This is a genomic window from Bradyrhizobium sp. AZCC 1719 (genome assembly GCF_036924525.1).
In the GTDB taxonomy this organism is placed as follows: Bacteria; Pseudomonadota; Alphaproteobacteria; order Rhizobiales; family Xanthobacteraceae; genus Bradyrhizobium.
Map to the genome: position 1 here is coordinate 2,004,719 of NZ_JAZHRU010000001.1, position 18,004 is coordinate 2,022,722.

Annotated in this window: 12 protein-coding genes and 1 pseudogene; 2 read left to right on the forward strand and 11 right to left on the reverse strand. The window is 64.1% G+C overall.

What is annotated here, in order from left to right; translation table 11 throughout:
- Positions 1 to 57: 57 nt before the first annotated feature.
- The 8 genes and pseudogenes from V1292_RS09580 to V1292_RS09615 all read right to left on the reverse strand — a co-directional run bounded on the left by V1292_RS09580 (position 58) and on the right by V1292_RS09615 (position 11,434).
- Entirely contained in the window at positions 58 to 2,175 is a 2,118-nt protein-coding gene (locus tag V1292_RS09580) for a S9 family peptidase (RefSeq protein WP_334372073.1), read from the reverse strand.
- A gap of 194 nt (positions 2,176 to 2,369) precedes the next feature.
- On the reverse strand, positions 2,370 to 4,085 hold the full coding sequence (locus tag V1292_RS09585; RefSeq protein ID WP_334372074.1) for an ABC transporter permease: 1,716 nt from the start codon (positions 4,083 to 4,085) through the stop codon (positions 2,370 to 2,372).
- A gap of 139 nt (positions 4,086 to 4,224) precedes the next feature.
- Entirely contained in the window at positions 4,225 to 5,292 is a 1,068-nt protein-coding gene (locus V1292_RS09590; protein WP_334372076.1) for an ABC transporter substrate-binding protein, read from the reverse strand.
- A gap of 25 nt (positions 5,293 to 5,317) precedes the next feature.
- The gene (locus tag V1292_RS09595; RefSeq protein WP_334372078.1) at positions 5,318 to 6,379 is read right to left on the reverse strand and encodes an ABC transporter ATP-binding protein; all 1,062 of its coding nucleotides are present in this window, start codon (positions 6,377 to 6,379) and stop codon (positions 5,318 to 5,320) included.
- Between the two features lie 214 nt (positions 6,380 to 6,593).
- Positions 6,594 to 7,779: pseudogene (locus tag V1292_RS09600) on the reverse strand (pyridoxal-phosphate-dependent aminotransferase family protein).
- 161 nt (positions 7,780 to 7,940) lie between these two features.
- On the reverse strand, positions 7,941 to 8,744 hold the full coding sequence (locus V1292_RS09605; protein WP_334372080.1) for an LssY C-terminal domain-containing protein: 804 nt from the start codon (positions 8,742 to 8,744) through the stop codon (positions 7,941 to 7,943).
- A 78-nt stretch (positions 8,745 to 8,822) separates the two neighbouring features.
- Entirely contained in the window at positions 8,823 to 9,554 is a 732-nt protein-coding gene (locus V1292_RS09610; protein WP_334372081.1) for a thermonuclease family protein, read from the reverse strand.
- 146 nt (positions 9,555 to 9,700) lie between these two features.
- Positions 9,701 to 11,434, reverse strand: a complete 1,734-nt coding sequence (locus V1292_RS09615; RefSeq protein WP_334372082.1) for a hypothetical protein — start codon at positions 11,432 to 11,434, stop codon at positions 9,701 to 9,703.
- 413 nt (positions 11,435 to 11,847) lie between these two features.
- Between V1292_RS09615 and V1292_RS09620 the strand changes: the two genes are divergently transcribed.
- A complete protein-coding gene (locus V1292_RS09620) occupies positions 11,848 to 12,684 on the forward strand; it encodes a caspase family protein (RefSeq protein ID WP_065747804.1) in 837 nt (278 codons plus the stop codon).
- Between the two features lie 404 nt (positions 12,685 to 13,088).
- On the opposite strand, the gene V1292_RS09625 is transcribed toward V1292_RS09620, so the two are convergent.
- The 3 genes from V1292_RS09625 to V1292_RS09635 form a co-directional block, all read right to left on the reverse strand.
- Complete coding sequence (locus V1292_RS09625) at positions 13,089 to 13,988, reverse strand: efflux RND transporter periplasmic adaptor subunit (RefSeq protein ID WP_334372085.1); 900 nt, start codon at positions 13,986 to 13,988, stop codon at positions 13,089 to 13,091.
- Between the two features lie 71 nt (positions 13,989 to 14,059).
- Positions 14,060 to 14,932, reverse strand: coding sequence for an alpha/beta fold hydrolase (locus tag V1292_RS09630; protein ID WP_334372086.1), 873 nt, complete (start codon positions 14,930 to 14,932; stop codon positions 14,060 to 14,062).
- A gap of 139 nt (positions 14,933 to 15,071) precedes the next feature.
- Positions 15,072 to 15,947: a class I SAM-dependent methyltransferase gene (locus V1292_RS09635; protein ID WP_334372088.1), complete on the reverse strand. Its 876-nt coding sequence runs from the start codon at positions 15,945 to 15,947 to the stop codon at positions 15,072 to 15,074.
- Positions 15,948 to 16,293: 346 nt separating this feature from the next.
- Between V1292_RS09635 and V1292_RS09640 the strand changes: the two genes are divergently transcribed.
- Positions 16,294 to 17,874, forward strand: coding sequence for a winged helix-turn-helix domain-containing tetratricopeptide repeat protein (locus V1292_RS09640; protein ID WP_334372089.1), 1,581 nt, complete (start codon positions 16,294 to 16,296; stop codon positions 17,872 to 17,874).
- Positions 17,875 to 18,004 lie beyond the last annotated feature (130 nt).

The window sequence follows — 18,004 nt, forward strand, 5'->3', positions numbered from 1 at the left end:
TTGACATGGGTTCCGGCGCAGCGTTGCACGCTGCACCGCGTCCGGGACACGAGTGTCTCAAACCTCACCCTTCTCCGCCAGCCCCACCGCCCACAGCGCGAACGCATAGGCGATCGCGACTTCATCGAGCCGGTTGAACCGGCCCGACGCGCCGCCGTGGCCGGCGCCCATGTTGGTGCGCAACAGCACCGGCCCGCCGCCGGTCATGGTTGCGCGCAACCGCGCGATCCATTTCGCCGGCTCCCAATAGGTGACGCGCGGATCGGTCAATCCGCCCATCGCGAGCACAGCGGGATATTCCTTCGCCGCGATATTGTCGTAGGGTGAGTACGACAATATGGTGCGAAAATCCTTTTCGCTCTCGATCGGGTTGCCCCATTCCGGCCATTCCGGTGGCGTCAGCGGCAGCGTGTCGTCGAGCATGGTATTCAACACATCGACGAACGGCACTTCGGCGACGATGCCGGCAAACAATTCGCCCGCCCGGTTAGCGCTAGCTCCCATCAGCATGCCGCCGGCGCTGCCGCCATGGCCGACGAGGCGTTTGGCGCTGGTGTATTTTGCTTCGATCAGGGCGCGGCCCGCGGCGGCGAAATCGTCGAATGAATTGGTCTTCTTCTCGCGCTTGCCGTCGAGATACCAGCCCCAGCCTTTGTCCGCGCCGCCGCGGATATGCGCGATCGCATAGACAAAGCCGCGATCGACCAGCGACAGCCGGTTGGTTGAGAACGAGGCCGGCATTGCCATGCCGTAGGAGCCGTAGCCGTAGAGCAAGAGCGGCGCGCGACCGTCGCGCACGAGGTCCTTGCGGTGCAGGATCGAGACCGGCACTAACGCACCGTCATGCGACGTCGCCATGATCCGCGTGGTGACATAGTCGGCCGGGTCATGGCCTGACGGAATCTCCTGCCGCTTGCGCAGGACGCGCGTTCGCTTGGCCATGTCGTAGTCATAGACTTCCGACGGCGTCGTCATTGACGAATAGGAAAACCGCAGATTGGTGGTTTCGAATTCGTAGCTGCCCATGGTGTCGAGCGAATACGCCGCCTCGTCGAAGGCGATGGCATGTTCCTCGTTGTTGCCGAGATCGCGGATAATGATCGCGGGCAGCGCATTGGCGCGCTCCAGCCGCACCATATGGCCGGCATAGAGTTCGACATCGAGCACATAGATGCCGGCGCGATGCGGAATCAAATCGCGCCAGTTGGCGCGCTCGGGCGAGGCGAGCGGCGCTGTGACGACCTTGAAGTCGATCGCGTCATCCGCATTGGTGAGAATGAACAATACATCGCCGCGGTCGGCGATCGAATACTGCACGCCTTCCTCGCGAGCCGCCACCAGCCGCGGCGGCGCTTCGGGATTGGCAAGATCGATCAGTCGCTGTTCCGAGGTCTCATGATCGCCGCCGGCGATCACGCAGAAGCGCCCCGAAGAGCTCTCGTGCAGATGGGTGAACCAGCCGGAATCCTTTTCTTCATAGACCAGCGTATCGTCGGCCTGCTTGGTGCCCATCCGGTGCCGCCACACCTGCATCGGACGATGGTTGTCGTCGAGTTTGACATAGAAGAAGCTTTGGCAATCCTTGCTCCAGACGATGCCGCCGTCGGTCTCCTCGACAAGATCGTCGCGGTCGAGCCCGGTCTCCCAGTCGCGCACGCGGATCGAGAAGTATTCCGAGCCCTTGGTATCGGCGCTCCACGCGTGCAGTCTATGGTCAGGCGAATGCCGCGCGCCGCCGAACTTGAAATACTCATGGTCCTTGGCGAGGGCGTCGCCGTCGAGCACGATTCTTACCGCGCCGCCATCACGCTGCGTGCGGCCGAACATTTCATGCTGCCCGCCCTCGCGGAATTTTCGCAAATAGGCGAACGGGCCGTCCGGCGACGGCACGCTGGAATCGTCCTCCTTGATCCGTCCGCGCATTTCCGCGACCAGCTTCTTCTGCAGGACGGCGGTGTGGCCGAGCAGGCTCTCGGTGTAATCGTTCTCGGCTTCCAGATATTTGCGGATGTCCGGGTCGAGGATCGAGGGGTCGCGCAGCACGTCCTGCCATTTCGGGTCCTTCAGCCAGGCATAGTCGTCCTGCACGGTGATGCCGTGCGTGGTGAAAGTATGCGGTCGGCGCGGGGCGATGGGGGCGGTCTGAACGGGCTTCTTGGCGGCGTCTTGTGTCACGCTGTCCTCGTATGGCTCAATGATCGTGCTTATATCGGGCTGAATGGCCGGATTACCAGATGCGATCCGTAGGGTGGGCAAAGCCACCGGGTCGCGCGAATGCGCGCCCGATGACAGGCTCCGCGTGCCCACCGTCTATCCCCGCGGTCGGCTTGAATGGTGGGCACGCTGCGCTTTGCCCACCCTACGATTCTCTAACTGTTCCGCAACTTCGCCCCGGCGCCGCCGCCGAACATCGGGATCCGGTTCACCGCGAGCACCACCGTAAAGGTGATCACCAGCATCGCGATGCCAAGCACCGAGATCGCGGCGAGGTCGCCGCTTTCGTTGAGGTCGTAGATCAAAACCGACAGCACCTTGGTCTGCGAGGTGAACAGCACGATCGCCGCAGATAACTCCCGCATCACGCCGATGAAGATGAAGCACCAGGTCGCGATCACGCCGGTGCGCAACAAGGGCGCGGTGATCTGGCGCAGCGATTGCAGCCGGCTCGCGCCGAGAATGCGGCTGGCGTCCTCCAGTTCGGGATGAATGGTCGCGAACGCCGCCTGCAATTGCTGATAGGCCGAAGGGAGGTTGATGGTGAGAAATGCCAGCAGCAGGATCCACAGCGTGCCATAGAGCACGAAGGGCGGCCGCGTGTAGCTCAAGAACAATCCGACGCCGAGCACGATGCCGGGCACGGCCACCGGGGCGGTGGCGAGAAAGCCGAGCATGCGATGGCTCGCGATCACGCGGCGGGTCGTGACATAGGCGACCACGAGCGCGAGAATCGTGCCGATCGTCGCCGTCGATGCACCCAGGATCACCGTGTTCTTCAGGGCAAGCCGGGTCGACGACAATTCGGTGAAAACGAAGACGACGTTATGCAGCGTCGCCGTCGACGGCGTCACCAGCGTGGTCGCGTTCGGCGAGAACGCCGCGTTGAGCAGCGCGAAATAGGGCAGGAACACCGGGTTGAGCAGCACGAGGAGGCAGAACGCCAGCGCGGCCCAACGCCATGGCCCCATTTCGATCGGCCGCGGCGGGCCATATTTGCCGCCGAGCACGGAGTAGCCGCGGCGGCCGAGCAAAAATTTCTGGCCCTGCAGCAGCAGGATCGTCAGCACCAGCAGCGGCACGGCGGCGGCAGCAGCTAGTTCGAGCTTTGGCGGATACTGGAACAGGCTCCAGATCTTCGTCGTCATGGTGTGGAAGCCGGCCGGCAGCGCCAGGATCGCAGGCGACCCGAACAGCGTCATCGCCTGCAGGAACGCGATCAGCGCGCCGGCGACCAGCGCCGGCAGCGCGAGCGGAATCGTGACGCGTCGCGCCGTGGTCCAGGCCTTGCCGCCGAGAATGGCGGAGGCGTCTTCCAGTTCGCCCGGCATGTTGTCGAGCGCATTGGCGACCAGCACGAACACAAATGGAAACGTGTAGCAGGAGATCACAAAGATCAGCCCGGTCAGCGAATAGATGTCGAACAAGGGATCTTCGGCGCCGGTGAGGTAACGATAGAGCTGATTCAGCATGCCGCTATTGGGCGCCGCCAGCAGTTCCCAGGCCACCGCGCCCAGAAACGGCGGTGTCACGAAGGAAGCCGTCACTAGCGCGCGGATGATCTGCCGCCCCGGCATGTCCGTGCGCGACACCAGCCAGCCGATCGGGGCGGCGACAAGGCAGCAGGCCACCGCCGAAGTGGTGGCGATGATCGCCGTCGTCAGCAATGGATCGAGGAAAGCGGGGTCGGTGAACAGCGTGACGAAATTCTGCAGCGTCGGATGCCGCGCCTTGTCGGTGAATGCAAAGACCGCCAGCCACGACAGCGGCAGCACGATCAGCACGATCATGAAGGCTGCGAACAGCCACAGGATCGGGCGGGTGAGGTCGATGCGCGATTTTGGAGCGTCGGTGGCGGTGATGGTGGTCATTTCAGATTTTCTCCGTCATTCCGGGGCGATGCGGAGCATCGAACTATCGTGCGCAGTTGCGCACCCGAGAATCTCGAGATTCCGGGTCTGGTCCTTCGGACCATCCCGGAATGACGGCGGTGGAGGTGGCCGCCCATCCTCAAACCCTGAACAGCCGCGCATAGCGCGTCTTGATTTCTTCCGTCATCTTCTCCACGCCCTCGGCATCCTCCTTCATCAGCTTGATGTCGGAGATCTTCCGCCGGCCTGGCTTCGACTGCACCTGTGCGTGCACCGAATATTGCGCGCTGAAATCGATGAAGAATTGTTGCGTCTCGCGCGTATGTAGCCATGCCTGAAACAACTTCGCGGCATTGGGATGCTGCGCGCTCTTGAAGATGCCGGTCGGCCCCGAAATCGTCGGCGTGCCCTCGGTCGGGTAGATCGGCTCGACCGGCTGGCCGGCTTCCTTCAACAGCACGATGCCGTATTCGTTGCCGTCGGCCATCACCGCGCGCTCGCCAAGCGACAGTTTCTTCGGCGGATCGGTCGACGACTGCACCTGCATCACGCGCTGCTTCGCCAGCTTTTCCATGTATTCCCAGCCGAGTTCGCGAACGAGCTGAAACGTCGCGGTCATGATGGTGCCGCTATAAGCCGGGTGGGCCTTGACCATCTTGCCCGCCCATTTGGCGTCGAGCAGGTCGGCAAAACTCTTCGGCGCGTCTTCCGCTTTGACGAGGTTGGTATTGTAGGCGATCGACGACAGCCACACCCGCGAGGTCGCAAACATGCCGTCGGGATCGCGATAGCTCTCCGGAAAATGTTTTGCGATGTCCTCCGGCACGAACGGCATCAGCCAGCCGTTCTTCTTCCAACTGATGAAGTGCGAGGCGTCGGAGGAGTTGACGATGTCGGCGGCGCGAATGTTGCTCGCAAATTCCTGGTCGATACGTTGAAACAGTCGCTCCGAACCGGAACGCTCGATCTGGATGGTTACGCCCGGAAAGGCGGCCTCAAATGCCTTGCCGAGCTTTTCGCCGACCGGCAGGTCCATCGACGAATAAAAGATCAGCTTGCCTTCCTTCTTCGCCGCCTCCACCAGCGCCGGCGTGATCGCGACCGGCTCCGGCGCCTGGGCGCGAACAAGGGAGGCGAATACCGTGCCAACCGCCAGCGCCGCCGAGCTTTGCAGGATGTCGCGTCTTGAAAGCTTTCGTCCCCTCATCGCGTCCTCCCGTCTCGTTTCGTGGCTATCGGCTCAGCGCCCGGCAGCGCTCGGACGGCAGCGTCAGCCAGACCTCGCTGCCCTTTTGCACGTTGGTTTCGGTCGGCGTGGTAGCGCGCAAACTGGTGCCGTCGGCCACCTCGACCATGTAGTCCCGCACCGCGCCGAGATAGACCTGCCGCGTGACGACTGCCTTGACCACATTCTCTAGTGAAGCCGGAGCCTGCGTCGAAAGCCCGATATCGTGCTGGCGGATCGCGACAACGGCGTCCTGGCCTGCCGTGAGCGGTGCGCCGACCACCTTCAGCGTCGCGCCCGCGAAGGCAACATGGTTGGCGTTGCGCGCGGTGCCCTTGATGACATTGCTGGCGCCGATGAAGCGGGCGACGAATTCGGACTCCGGCCGTGCGTAGATGTCTTCGGGCGTGCCGAGCTGGTCGATCTTGCCGCCGTTCATGACCGCGATCAGGTCGGCCGTGGTCATGGCCTCGGACTGGTCGTGGGTGACGTAGATGGTGGTGTAGCGATATTCGTCGTGCAGGCGGCGGATTTCGAACCGCATTTCTTCGCGCAAATTAGCGTCGAGATTCGAAAGCGGCTCGTCGAGCAGCAGCGTCTCGGGCTCGACGATCAACGCGCGCGCCAGCGCCACGCGCTGCTGCTGCCCGCCGGAGAGCTCGCCGGGATAGCGCTGCGCCAGCGCCTCGAGTTTTGTCGTGGCGAGGATCGCCGCCAGTTTTTTCGCGATGGTGTCGCGGTCGAGCTTGCGCAGCCGCAGGCCGTAGACGATGTTTTCGGTCACCGTCATGTGCGGCCACAGCGCATAGCTCTGAAAGATCATCGACATGTTGCGCTGTTCGGGCGGCAGCGTGCGCGCGCGTGACGACACCAGCCGCTCGCCGACATGGATCTCGCCGTCGGAAGGTTCCAGAAAGCCCGCGATCAGCCGCAGCGTGGTGGTCTTGCCGCAGCCCGACGGCCCCAGCAGGCAGACCAGTTGTCCGTGATCGATTTTCAGGGAGACGTTATCGACCACCGCAAGCGAGCCAAATCGCTTGGTCAGGCCGCGCAAATCAACGGACGCCAATCGTCTCACTCCCACTCTTGTTCTTGCACGGATCAGCGCCCGGCTTGGTATGCCAGTATACGGACAAAAGCGGGTTGGGAAAGAGTAGATGGGGTAACGGGCCCGAGGCCTCCCAAGCCAACCGCGCTAGCTACGGCGCTATTTGGAGGCGCGCGTCGCGCGGCTGGCTTGGGAGGCCTCGGGGCCCGTTACCCCATCTTCTGAAGATCGAGCCTTACGCCGCCACGTTCTCCCCGAGATACTCGATTGCGGCTTCGGTTCCGCCCTTGCCGTGGGGAATGTTCAGCGCGTTGAGGCCGACCTCGACGACGCCAAGCGTGCCCAGGATCATCGGCGCATTTGACATGGCCCATATGGGCGATGCGGAATGCCTGGCCGGACAAATCGCCGATGCCGGTGCCGAGCACCACGCCGCATTTCTCCTTGCAGTAGCGCTGCAGCGCGGCCGGATCGTGGCCGTTCATGGTCACCGTCGTCACCGTGTTCGAGCGCTCATTGGCCTCCGCGATGTTGAAGCCAATCACCTGGCCCTCGCCCCACACCGTCACGGCGCGACGCACGGCCTCGGCGAGCAAACGATGGCGCTGAAACGCGTTCTCCAGCCCTTCCGTCTGCAGCATGTCGATCGCCTTGCGCAGCGCGAACAATAGATGCACCGGGGCAGTGCCGGCATATTTGCGGTAATGCTCGCTGCCCTCGCGCTCGGTCCAGTCCCAATAGGGCGTGCGCAGGTTGGCCTTTTTATGCACCTCGCGGGCGCGGTCATTGGCGGCGACAAAGCCTAAGCCGGGCGGCGTCATCAGGCCCTTCTGCGAGCCGGACATCGCGACATCGATACCCCACGCGTCCATCTCGAATGGCATGCAGCCCAGCGAAGCCACCGTATCGACCATGAACAGCGCCGGATGACCCGTCGATTTGATCGCCTTGCCGATCGCCTCTATGTCGTTATAGGCGCCGGAAGCCGTATCGACCTGCACGGCGACGATGGCCTTGATGGTGTGATCCTTGTCTTGCCGCAGCCGCGCCTCGACCTCGCTCGCGCGGATCGCGCGGCGCCAGTCGCCCCTGAGCACCTCGACCTCGGCGCCCATCGCAGCCGCCGCCTGGCCCCAGCCGATCGCAAAGCGTCCGCTTTCCAGGACCAGCAGCTTGTCGCCACGCGACAACACGTTGGAAAGCGTCGCCTCCCACGCGCCATGCCCGTTGGCAATGTAGATGTAGGATTTGCCTTTGGTGGCGAACAGCTTTGAGAGATCGGCGAGCAGGCCGTCGGTCAATTCCAGCATCTGGTCGGAATAGATGTCGAGCGCCGGGCGATGCATCGCTTGCAGCACTTCGTCGGGCATGGTGGTAGGTCCCGGGATGGCCAGAAATTCCCGGCCCGCGCGAACGGTCATTTGTTGGTTTTCCTTATTCGGCAGATACGCGAAATCGAAGCGTGTGGGTTTGGTTGGGATAATATTCGATCGGAACCGTCATTGCGAGCGCAGCGAAGCAATCCAGAGCCGCAAAAAGAGTTGATTGCTCTCATTGCTCCGCTCCCCACAATCATCGCGGGTCATTTCCCCACCGCATTCGCGATCGCACGCCAGATCTGATCCTTGAGCTCAGTCGCCGGCGGACTCGGGATCGTCACTGCAGGCCCCTCGCGCTTCCTGCAGGCTTCGACCAGCCGCAGCACCCAGATTTCGCCGTCGGTGTAGTAGGCGTCGCCGCCGCCGTTCCGCCCTGCGATCGTGGGGCCGATGCCGGTGACTTGGTATTTCGCGTCCACCATGCCGGCGTTTTCCAGGTCAGTTGCAAGCAGCGCGCGCTCGGCGTCGAGATCGGGCGAGATGTGGTGCGTGACGGCGGCGGTGTATCGGCTGACGCCGACGCCACGATCCTCCGTTGCAGCTCCCAGCCAGACCGGTCGCTTCTCCTCGCCGCTCTCCAGCACCTTCCAATAGCGCACATGGTTGCGGCGGTCGGCGCTGCTCCCGATTGGTTTTTCATAGGCGAGATCCTCACGGCGGCCGAGGTAATAGAGGTTGCTCACCGGCGCCTCCTTGTAGGGGCGGTCGAGCAGCACGCTGCCGATGATCTCGATCGAGGATTTCAGCGTAATCCGGTCGGCCGGATACCAGCCCGCAGCATGCATCGCGCAGACCACGTCGCGCTGGTCTCCGATCAGCCCGACATTCACGGGATCGCCGGGAATGCCCTGCGCGGTCCGCGTCACCATCGGCATGCTGGTCAGCCCGCGCTGATGCTCGTAATGCGTCCAGAAGCCCGGCAGCACCAGATAGGCGAGCAGGCCGTAACCGCCGAGGATGACGAGCGTGAGCAACATTGCCCGCCGCAAGCCGCGTCGTCGCCGCATTCGTTTTTCGATGCGTTGATCGGACACCGTAGATGCCGCTCCCTCTGCCCGCAAGCGGGGCGCGGTTGAAGAGCACCGCTACCGCCGCGTCTCCCGACAACCCGCAGCTTCGGCCTCCTCGACCGAGCAGAACCAGCGCGTGCCTTTTGAGATCTTCATCTCGATCTTCGCATACCAGCGGCTTGTCGGCTGGTGATAGATGCACTCGCCGGAGCGATTGACGTTGCCCTTGATGGTGCAGTCGGGCGAGGGCGCCACCGGTCCGGATGCCGAGGCCAGGAGGACCGCCCGGGCATTCTCCGGCGGCGTGACTGCGCCGAGAACGGCGGTTTTCTTGTTGCGGATGCGCCAGTCCCACGGTGCGATGAACGCGCCCTGCCACATCCCGGCCTTGGCTTCGCGCGCGGCCTTCTCGTCTGCCTCGTAGTCGCGCGAGAGGCGCGTCAGCGCCAGTGCCCAGCCGTTCGACACCAGCCATTTCTGGATGTCTTCACCGTCGGCCTCGCAGCGCGCCACCGTGCGGCCGCGGCGATCCGCCACCGCCCGTGTATGACAGGTCCAGCTCTTGGCCCCGAAACGCTTGATCAGCTCGTCGCGCGCGGCGGCGCCGCAGGTCCAGCGCTCAGCCCTCGTGTTGAGGCAGAGCTGATCGACGGCAGGCGCGTCGATGCCGCCGAGGCGAATGCGCGTGTGGCCGATCTGGAGCTGATCGCCCTCGCGGATTTTTGGAACGCCGGTGATGTCGGCCGCGTGTGAGGTGGCGGGCAGTAGCAATAGCAGAAGGGCGGGCAGCAATGTCCGTGGTTTCATCAGCAATCCTGATAGCGGAACGATGCGAAATAATGCGGCGGATTGTGCGGACAATGCGGCCGCCTTGCCAGAGCGGCGGTGTCGCATGGCTTTCAACTTCCCGCGAGATGTTCACCCTCCCCCTCCAGGGGAGGGTAAGCACCGTGTCACGCATTGCCCTTCGTCATCACCCGCCGCGCCAGCGCCAGGCCCATCAGCACAAACGCCGACGTCACTTCCGGCCCGCCGACCAGAATCCGCGTCGGTGTCTTCATCTTGTTCCACTCGTACGCCCGATACGGCCCGTGCCTGCCGCCCTCGCCGAGACTTGCGACGATGACATGCAGCGCCGGCGCAAATGTCGAGACGTCGGCGCCGAGATGCGCCAGCGCCATCAGCGCCAGCGCGGCGTCGAACGGGTTCATCTCGCGCGCGATCAGTTCACCCTCGACATAGGCCAGCACCTTCTCGCGGATCAGCGCGAACGTGCCGTCCGGATCGATCGCCTGCCGCGCGGGCTCGGGCAATGCCATGAACGCGGCATGGCAGCGGCCGAAATAGGCGGAGTACAGTTCCGGCAGGTAATAGATGTGCGAACGCGGATTTTTGAACGCGCCGCTTTCGGCGAGCCGCCGCTGGAAGCCCAGGATGCGATGCACCGTCTCCAGCCGCTGCGGCGTCTCGAGGATCTTCCAGCGCGTCAGATTGCGGAAAGAGACCTCGAGAATATCGAGGTTGAGCGTCGGATCGAGATCGTTGCCATACGGGCGGTCGCCGGCGAGATTGTCGATCCAGGTGACGACGCCGCCCTCGTAATCGATATTGTCGTTCAAGGGCACGGTGACGCGCGGCTCGTTGGCGCCCTCGCGCACCTGGTAGCCGCGATAGAAATCCAGCAACGGCTGATCGAGGATCGGATCGGTGCAGCCGGCTTGTGTAGCGGCCGAGAACGAGCACGCCGTGGTGTCGCAGTCCGGCACGTAGATGCCAAAACCTAGATCCTGCTTGATCTGCGAGAAGAATTTTGAGAACCGCGGATGCGGCAGCGGCGCCAGGGCCGTGATCACGTTCACGGTGGTGCCATTATGCGCGGGCACTTCCTCGGCTGAGGTCTTGAGGCAAAAATCGACCATTTCCGAAATCGCGCGCCTTGAGGCCGTGGCCTCGTCCGAAGACGCCAGCCCGGTCTCGACGTAACTCAAGAGCGCCTCGGTGAAGAAGGCGTCGTAATAGGCCGAGCGGTGGCGGATCTGCATCGGCTCCCACATCGGCTCGGCGATCCCTCGCCAGGGCGGGTTGATCAGCGCCCGCGCCGGCGAATGCGCGATGAAGATCCGCGCCAGGCTGAACAGCAGCGTCGAGTTCTTGTAGCCGCGCGAGTTCAGCCCGGTCAGCGCCATCAGCATCTCGCGCCCGCCCATGTCGGCGTCGCCGATCAGGTTGAAGGCGGCATAGGTCGGGATGAAGCCGTTCTTGGCGAACGAGCCGAGCAGATGCGCGCCGCAGCGGCGGATAACCTTGTCGATCTCGCTTCGATCGGGCGGGCGGCCCAGTGCCGCCACCGGTCCGGGGGCGGGGTGGCGGACATTGATATCGGCCATCAGTTCGGCGATCGGCTGCCCCACCGCGGCCCAGTCCGGCTCGGCATCGTCGCGTGCCCGTCGCAGCGCCTCCTGCAACGTGCCCAGCCGCTTCTGGTCGCGCAACGCCGGGTGCCCGGTCCGCCGCAGCAGCGGCCGCAGCGCCGGGTTGCCCAGCGCGGTGCGATAGAATTTTCCCAGATGGGGGTCGCCGCCGCGGTATTTCAGCAGCACGGGGTCGCAGATGTCGTAGAGCGACGGGCCGTCTTTCCGCGCGGTCAGCGCCCGAAATGCGGCGCCGGCGATGGTAGAAAAGCCCATGCAGTTTCTTTCCGCCGGAACGGTGAAGGGAGGGCCACGTTGAGCACGATCCGTAAAACCCCGGTAGTCCCGGGGCTTCTGTACGGGCTCGATGGGAGTCTACGCAGCCACCGCCGGCCGGATGGGCCTGCAAGCCCTTGAGAACTAACCAAATCTAGCGAGGAACACAATGTGATATGGGTCACTTACCTGGCGTTAACCCTCCTCCATAATCGGCTGCAATCGGTTCCATGCGTCGAATGAGGTTGTCCGGAAGGGCCCGACAGGCTAAAAGACCGTTGTTGCGGTGCCGCAAATTGAGCGCAATTAGACGGCACACACCCGGCAACCCCATCAAACCTGAACGGTCCTCACGCGACTAACCGGCGCGGTCTTGTTTGGCGCTTTGGACAAACTTGGGAATGGAAACGCGAATGAACCTTGGTCAGCTCTGCATTTCCCGCCGCACCGTTACCATTGCGGTGGCGTTTGTCGGCCTGGTGTCGCTGGCGATCGGCGCCCATGCCGCGCTGAACAAGCGTTCGCTCGACGCCGCCAAGGCGATCGGCACCGAGCAGACCGGTGCGATCGGCACCTCCGCCCGCGTCGCCCTGGTGATCGGCAACGGCCATTATCCGGATGCCGCAGCGCCTTTGTCCCAGCCGATCAACGACGCCCGCGGCCTCACCGCCGCGCTTCGCGCCAAGGGGTTTGACGTCGACGTGGTCGAAGACGCCACCAAGGACGACATGGCCCGCGCCGTCGCCCGCCTGAAAGACAAGATCAAGCCGGACACGGTCGCGATGCTGTTCTTCGGCGGCTACGGCGTCCAGGTCGGCCGCGAGAGCTTTATGATCCCGGTCGACGCCGCAATCTGGAAGGAAGCCGATGTGCGCCGCGACGGCGTGAGCATCGAGCAGGTGCTTGATACGATGACCGAGAAGGGCGCCAGCGCCAAGCTCGTCGTCGTCGACGCCTCCCGCCGCAATCCTTACGAGCGCCGCTTCCGCTCCTATTCCCATGGCCTCGCCCCGATCTCCACGCCGGAGAACGCGCTGATCCTGACCTCGGCCACGCCGGGCAAGGTGGCCGACGACGGCAAGGGCCAGTACAGCGTGCTGGTCACCGAGTTGCTCAACAACCTGAATTCGCAGTCCGGCGTCGCCAGCGCCTTCAACAAGACGCGCATCTCCATCTCCCGCGCCTCCGATGGCGAGCAGGTGCCGCAGGTGTCGTCGTCCTTGCTGGAAGACGTCCGCCTCGGCGGGTAAGGCCAAGACCTCTCCACATCGTCGTCCCTGCGAACGCAGAAAAGCGCCGCCGCAACGGCGCTGCTCCCCCTCTCCCGCTTGCGGGGGAGGGCCGGGGTGGGGGTGCCTCCGCATCGGTGCTGGCAGTTGGCTTGCAGCCATCGACATAAGTAGCAGGCGTGTTGTCGCCGCTTAGCTCGCTGCAACCTCGCCCAGCTTGCGGGGAGAGGCATAGGCCGCCTTCGGCACGCCAAAGCGAAGCTTTGGCTAAGTTGCATCGCAGATGCGATCCGGGTGAGGGGGACTTTCCGCGCACTCACATCGATCCGAATTCGCGGAGGCACCCCCACCCCAACCCTCCCCCGCAAGCGGGAGAGGGAGCGCACTGCCGCCGCGGCCAGCCTCTCATCTGACGGCCCGTCCGCCTACTTCCCGTCCGCGCTCGCCGTCACCGCCCGCACCGGATCGCCCTCGCGCAGCAGCGCGCCGGCGCGCGCCACCACGATGTCGCCTTCCTGCAGGCCCGAGGTGATCTCGACCTGGCCGGCCGACATCAGCCCGGTTTCCACCCGCCGCGTTTCGACACGCGCGCGCCGCACCACCTGCACCACGGTGCCGGCGGTGCCATAGAGGATCGCGGTCAGCGGCACCGCGACGCCGCAGCTCTGCCCGGTCCTGATCTGCGCGCGGCCACTTGAATTGACGAGCAGCCGCCGGGGGGTGGTGACGCCGACGAACACCTGCGCGAGCTGGCTGTTCGGCTCCACCGTGGTCGAGAGACGCCGCACCCGCCCGTCGACCTCGCCGGCGCCGATCACCTTGATCCGCGCGGTCTGGTTCACCTGCAGTTTGGCGATATCGCGCGTCGGCACCATGCCGACCAGGTCGAATTCGCCGCGCGCGATGATCGAGAACAGCGCTTCGCCCTTGGCCCCCGCCATCGCGCCGACCGACGCCGTCGTGGCCGAGATCACGCCCGCCACCGGCGCCTGCACCGTGATCTGCCCGCCTTCTGGCAAGTTCAGCCGCGCCAGCACCTGGCCTGCGGTGACGCTGTCACCCGCATCCACCATCACTTCGGCCACCTTCAGCCCCATCCGCTCGGGCCGCACCTGCGTCTCCTCGCGCGCAATGATGGTGCCGGACACCTCGACGATATTGGCAAAACAGGACTTCGCCGCCTTGAGCACCGTGACCGCAGCGCCCTTGGGCGCGGCGGGGTCGGGGTCGTCGGCGGCGGCGAGGGAGGAGGAAAGGCAGAGCAAGCCTGCGGCAATCAGGGGGGCCAGCGTCAGTGAAAGGCCGCAAGTGCGGAAGATGGTCATCTGCGTTTCGTTCCCGGTTTCGGCCTTAACCGATACCAGAAGGCCGGCGGGAGAGCCAAGCGCCAAGAACGTCATCCCTCCGCCCGGCTGCCGGCCTCTGCCAGCGCCGTTTCGAGCGCCAGCGGAACGCCGGCCAGTTCGTCCGCGCGGGCGATATGCCTCGCGATTTCGGGATTGACGGACGAGGCATGGGTGAGCGGGAGCATATGGCCGGCGGCCGGCAAATGCCGGATCTCGGCGCAGTCCATGATCGCGCCGAGCCGCTGCACGATGCGTTGGGTGAGATAGGGCGACAGCCCTCCCGAAAACAATAGCGTCGGCACGCGAAGCGAGGCCGCCGCGGTGGCGACATTCTCTTCGGCGAACGCCGCCGTGAAATCGAACGCGAGCTTGTCGGCGCGCTCGATCATGCGCAGGCGCGCGCTGGCCGGTAGCGGATCATGCGGGCCGGACCCGTTCCAGAACTCAACGAACTTGTCGATAGCTTCCAACGTCGATCCATTCCAGAGGTCCTCGGAAACGTCACGGGCGACCTCTGCGAAACGCGCGTGTAGCCGCCGGTCCGCGTCACTCTCGCACAGCAGTGTCGGCAGCACCGGCTCGATCAGCGTCAGGCTGCGCAGGCGATGCGCGAAACGGGAGCAGGTCGCGATCTTGAACGCAATCGCGCCGCCGTAGGAATGGCCGACGAGGTGGACGGGGCCGTCCGCATCGTGGAGCTGGCCGCTCAGGCATCGAACTTCCTCCGCGAGCGTCAGCGGCAGATCCGCCGCACAGCCGCTATTGGTGCCATAGCCCGCGATGTCAGGGGCCAAGAATGGATGCTCGCGCCCGAGTTCATCGGCGAGCATCTTCCATTGGCGGCCTGAGCCCAGCGAGCAATGCAGCGCCACGACGCAAGCCTTCTCGCGATATGCGCGCGAGAATCCAATCACATTGCTCATCGAAATGCTCCTGATGGTCCGGAAAAGTGGACACCGGTTTTCCCTCGCGACAAACGCGGAACGCGTTTGCGCGGAGATCATGCTCAAATCACCGAGCAGAGCGGGATGACGATTCGAAGAAGCGTCATCCCGCTCGGTTTCACCGCTTGGTGATGACGACCTCGAGATATTCGCTGGGCACGACCATCGTGCCGTCGCCGGAGCGGTTCATGCGAACGACCAGGGCATGCAGGTCGTTATGCAGCTCTTCCTGTTTCGCCGGGTCGAGGCCTGCGAACGCTTTCAGCACCGGGCCGTAATACGTCTTGAACACGTCGAGGAAGTGCGCCGGCGAGCGATAGCGGAACCTGAAGATGCGCGATTCCGCTCTGATCGAGCGCGCGTCAGCGTCGAACATTTCGGTCAGCCGCGCGCTTGTGCCCCACAGCGCCGGCGATTTGGTGCCGGCCGGGGGCGGTAGGTATTTGCCGAGCGTCCTGAAGACCTGTCCGATAAAACCGTCCGGCGTCCAGTTCGCCAGGCCAATCTGGCCCTTGGGCTTGCAGACCCGCATCAGCTCGGCGGCCGCGCGGTCCTGGTTCGGCGTGAACATGACGCCGAAGGTGGAGAGCACCGTATCAAAACTGTTATCATCGAACGGCAGGTTTTCCGCGTCGGCTTCCTTGAATTCGATTTGCATGCCTTCCGCCGCGGCGCGTGCCCGACCGCGCTCCAGCAACGCCGGCACGTAGTCGGTCGAGGTGACGTCGCACCACCGCCGAGCCGCAGCGAGGCTCGCCATGCCGTTGCCGGCGGCGACATCGAGCACCTTTGAGCCGGCCTTGAGATCGAGCGCCTCGCAGAGTTCTTCGCCGACGATCTGCAGCGTCGAGCCGACAATGGCGTAATTGCCTGACGACCATACGGCCTGTTGACGCGTCTTGAGGGCTGCAAGGTCGGGGGTAGGTTGGGCGGAATCGGCTTGCGCAGAATCGGCTTGGGTGTGGGTCGCTGCGATCGCGCTCTGGGCGGCCATCGACGTCTCCTTTTGGGATGCTGCGGCCACGGAAGAGGGCCGCAATGAACCAAACATGGCCTTGGGCGGACCTAAAGACTGTGATGCGGGGCTGATTTTGCCTTGAGGGGACCCTGATTTTTCAGTGAGATGCCTGTTTCTGTGAGATTTTTCACAGGGTCCCGCCGGGAAATTCGCTCTACCTCTTCCGGGAGCATGATCCGGAAAAGTCGATACCGGCTTCCCCTCGGGACAAACGCGGAGCGTTTGCCCGGAAATCATGCTCAAACAAGAAGTGCGGGACAAAGTGACCGGAAATTACGTGCCGATCCGAAATGACTTATGACGATTTAACCGGGATGAAGCCGTGCAATTTCGCTTTTCCAACCATGTGCTGGATGTCGACCTTCGCGAGTTGACTCGCGGCGGCGAGAGCGTGGCGGTCGAACCGCAGGTGTTCGATCTATTGGTTCATCTGATCGAAAACCGCGACCGCGTCGTCACCAAGGACGATCTGATCGAGAAGGTGTGGGACGGCCGCATCGTCTCCGAATCCACGCTGACGAGCCGGATCAACGCCGCGCGCAAGGCGGTCGGCGACAGCGGCAAGGATCAAACCATGATCCGCACGCTCGCGCGAAAAGGTTTTCGTTTCGTCGGCGACGTGCAGCCGAAAGCCGCGAACGGCCGCGAAGCGCGTGCCGGTGCGCCCCAGCCGCTCGATCTCGCCGGCGAACCGCTGCACCCGCCCCTCCCGGCGCTCGATCGCACCGCGATTGCAGTGCTGCCGTTTGCCAATCTCTCTGGCGAGCCGGGACAGGAATATTTTTCCGAAGGCATCAGCGAGGACATCATCACCGCGCTGTCGAAGTTACGCTGGTTCTATGTGATCGCGCGGAATTCCTCGTTCATCTACCGGGGGAAATCCGTCCACCACCAGCAGATCGGCGAGGAGCTCGGCGTCGGCTATGTCGTCGAAGGCAGCGTGCGCAAGGACGGCGACCATGTGCGCATCACGGCCCAGCTCGTCGACGTGGCGAGCGGCAGTCACCTCTGGGCGGAGCGCTACGACCGCAATCTCGCCGACGTGTTCGCCGTGCAGGACGAAATCACGCAGGCAGTCGTCGCGGCGATCGAGCCGCAACTCTACGCTGCCGAAGATTTCCGGGCCCGGCGCAAGACGCCTGACAACATGGATGCCTGGGATCTGGTGATGCGGGCGCTATCGCATTATTGGCGCGTGACGCGGCAGGACAATCTGGTCGCGCAGGCGCTCTTGGAAAAGGCGATCAGTGTCGATCCTGCTTACGGCCAGGCGCTCAGCCTGCTGGCTGCCTGCCACACGTTCGGCGCCCATATGGGCTGGCAGGAGATGTCCAGGGCCGTACCAACGGCGGAGCGCGCGGCGCTGGCGGCGATCCGGGCCGACAGCGAGGACGCGTGGGCGCATTATGCCCTGGCCAGCGTCTATCTGTTCAACCGGCGCTTCGATGATTGCATCGCCGAATTCGAGCTGGCGCTGCGGCTCAATCCGAATTTTTCGCCGGCGCGCGGCATCTATGGTGTTGCGCTGTCCTATCGCGGGCGCTGGGAAGACGGTGATCGCGCGGCGCGCGAGGCGCTGAAACTCTCACCCCGCGATCCCTTTGCCGCGATCTATTGCGGCGTCGCCGCCTATTGCCAGTATGTCGGCAAAAATTACGCAGAGGCGATCCGCCTGTCGCGTGAAGCGCTGCGGCAGCGCACCGACTTCGTCGGCGCCCACCGCGTGCTGACGGCCTCCCTCGGCATGGCCGGCGACACTGACGCCGCCAAAGCAGCCATCGAGGGCCTCCGCTGCGTCCAGCCCAACATCTCGCTCGCCTGGCTGGCCAGCGGACTGCCGTTCGAGCACGAGGCTGACAAGGCACATTATCTGGAAGGGTTTCGGCGCGCGGGCCTGCGATAATTGAGATCTGCAATAGCTTCGCGGCGATATCTCAAGAGAGTCTGGACGGTAAATCAGAGCGGTCTGAAAGTCTTGGCCGGTCGTAACGGGCATGTTGACGCTGCCCTCGCTGCTGCGAGGCCGGTGCTCG

Bases quoted from the DNA above. Each gene is read 5' to 3' on its own strand.
- V1292_RS09610 (WP_334372081.1), bottom strand. From the start codon at position 9,554: ATGAAACCACGGACATTGCTGCCCGCCCTTCTGCTATTGCTACTGCCC.
- V1292_RS09630 (WP_334372086.1), bottom strand. From the start codon at position 14,932: ATGAGCAATGTGATTGGATTCTCGCGCGCATATCGCGAGAAGGCTTGC.
- V1292_RS09615 (WP_334372082.1), bottom strand. From the start codon at position 11,434: ATGGGCTTTTCTACCATCGCCGGCGCCGCATTTCGGGCGCTGACCGCG.
- V1292_RS09605 (WP_334372080.1), bottom strand. From the start codon at position 8,744: ATGCGGCGACGACGCGGCTTGCGGCGGGCAATGTTGCTCACGCTCGTC.
- V1292_RS09585 (WP_334372074.1), bottom strand. From the start codon at position 4,085: ATGACCACCATCACCGCCACCGACGCTCCAAAATCGCGCATCGACCTC.
- V1292_RS09635 (WP_334372088.1), bottom strand. From the start codon at position 15,947: ATGGCCGCCCAGAGCGCGATCGCAGCGACCCACACCCAAGCCGATTCT.
- V1292_RS09620 (WP_065747804.1), top strand. From the start codon at position 11,848: ATGAACCTTGGTCAGCTCTGCATTTCCCGCCGCACCGTTACCATTGCG.
- V1292_RS09625 (WP_334372085.1), bottom strand. From the start codon at position 13,988: ATGACCATCTTCCGCACTTGCGGCCTTTCACTGACGCTGGCCCCCCTG.
- V1292_RS09590 (WP_334372076.1), bottom strand. From the start codon at position 5,292: ATGAGGGGACGAAAGCTTTCAAGACGCGACATCCTGCAAAGCTCGGCG.